The 1,615-nt window shown below is 60.7% G+C and carries 2 protein-coding genes and 1 pseudogene; 1 reads left to right on the plus strand and 2 read right to left on the minus strand.

Features of this window, described 5'->3' with window-relative positions; all coding sequences use genetic code 11:
- On the minus strand, positions 1–171 hold a 171-nt coding region (gene ccsA / locus ACF1AK_RS36300; RefSeq protein ID WP_391503079.1), incomplete at its 3' end, for a cytochrome c biogenesis protein CcsA.
- A gap of 169 nt (positions 172–340) precedes the next feature.
- On the opposite strand from ccsA, the pseudogene ACF1AK_RS36305 reads away from it, so the two are divergent.
- Positions 341–634: pseudogene (locus tag ACF1AK_RS36305) on the plus strand (transposase); the annotation flags it as partial.
- A gap of 14 nt (positions 635–648) precedes the next feature.
- On the opposite strand, the gene ACF1AK_RS36310 reads toward ACF1AK_RS36305, so the two are convergent.
- The coding region (locus ACF1AK_RS36310; RefSeq protein ID WP_391503078.1) for a tyrosine-type recombinase/integrase at positions 649–1,615 on the minus strand (967 nt) is incomplete at its 5' end.

Genomic DNA, 1,615 nt, shown 5'->3' on the forward strand with positions numbered 1-1,615 from the left:
GAGTCCCGCGTACGAATGGAGGCCGGAGACATCCATCTTGATGATGAAGAGATTGAACAGCATTGCGACGAAACCGGCAATGATTATCCAGGCGGCACGGGTATCGCGCCAACCAGAAGTAGCACGCGCGTGCAGAGAGGCGGCGTAGATCACCCAAGCGATGAAGGAGATGTGAACGACGGTTGAAAACTAGACCACCCGTCGTTTCTGGACTAGTTTTCAACCGTCGTCAACAGGAGACCGTTTCCTTGGGGTCCCATCCTTCTTGACAACATCCAATCGCGCACTATGAATCGCACCGGAGTTTCCGGGGACTTCATCCTTTGGGAAAGATGGAGTCATGTCGTCAGCAACGAACAAAAGGTACCCGCCCGAACTGCGTGAGCGGGCAGTGCGGATGGTCGCCGAGGTCCAACACGAGTACCCGTCGGAGTGGGCCGCGGTCGAATCCGTGGCCGACAAACTCGGTATCGGAACAGCGCAGACGTTGCTCAACTGGATCCGGAGAGCGCAAACCGACGCCGGCCAGCGGCCCGGCGTGACGAGCGAAATGGCAGCGGAAATGCGCAAGCTTCGCGCTGAGAATCGGGAACTCAAGCGTGCCAACGAGATCCTGAAGTCGGCATCGGTTTATGTGGGTGATCGATGTCAAGTGCCCGTGTCGTCGAGTCGCTGGATAAGTCCGTCGAAGACCTTCTGCCGCCCGATCTGGCCCTTGTCTGCGGCGTCGTCTCGCTGACGGGTGAGGGTGGGGAGAAACTCGATGGTGGTGACGAAGAACGTGCATGACTCGCAGATCGACTCGAAGTGGCAGTCGAGTTCGACTGGGCGTGCGCAGTAGCCGTTACCGAGCATCCGCCGGTGGGCTTCGGCGCGGAGTTTGCGCATCGCGGCGGGCTCGTCCTCGGCAGGCAGGACGGCGGGTTCGTGTTTACTGTAGAGGGCTTCGACTTTCTCTGTGACGGAGAAGTATTGGTCGGCAACGGTCCGGTCCGCGATTCGGGCATAGACCATCGTCATCTCCATTGTCTTGTGCCCGAGCAATGCGGCGATCGCCTCGAGGCTCATACCCCGGTTGATGGCCTGCGTCGCGAGTGTGTGCCGCAGCTGATGAGGGTGGACGTGGCCGATTCCCGCTGCGGCAGCAGCGGATTGGACTGCCTTGTCGATTCGGGTGCCCGGGATCGGACGACCGCGGTCGGTGAAGAGCAGCGGACTGTCCTGCCAGTCCGGTCGGTGCTCGAGCCAGGTGTCGATCATTGTTTTGAGTTGGGGATGCAAGGGGACGTACCGGTCGTTGTGGAGCTTGCCGACGGGGATGCGGAGCCAGTAGGCGGAACCGATCTGGACGACCGAATCGATTGTCAGGTCGAGGAGTTCGCCTTTGCGCATGCCGGTACGTGAGAGCATTTCGATGGCGAGGCGACCGAACTCGTCGGGCAGGTTGCGGGCTGCGGTCAAGAACTTGGCGGCGGCGCCGTCGTCGAGGAATCGCGGTAGCGGCTTGTCCTTGATCGGCCGGTCCGAGGAGTAGACCGGCGCTCGGGCAGGGATATCAGGATAGTCCCATTCGATGATGCGTTGATAGAACGCGCTCAGGTGCCCCATGCGCATG

The organism is Kitasatospora sp. NPDC015120 (genome assembly GCF_043080305.1).
Classification (GTDB): Bacteria; Actinomycetota; Actinomycetes; order Streptomycetales; family Streptomycetaceae; genus Kitasatospora.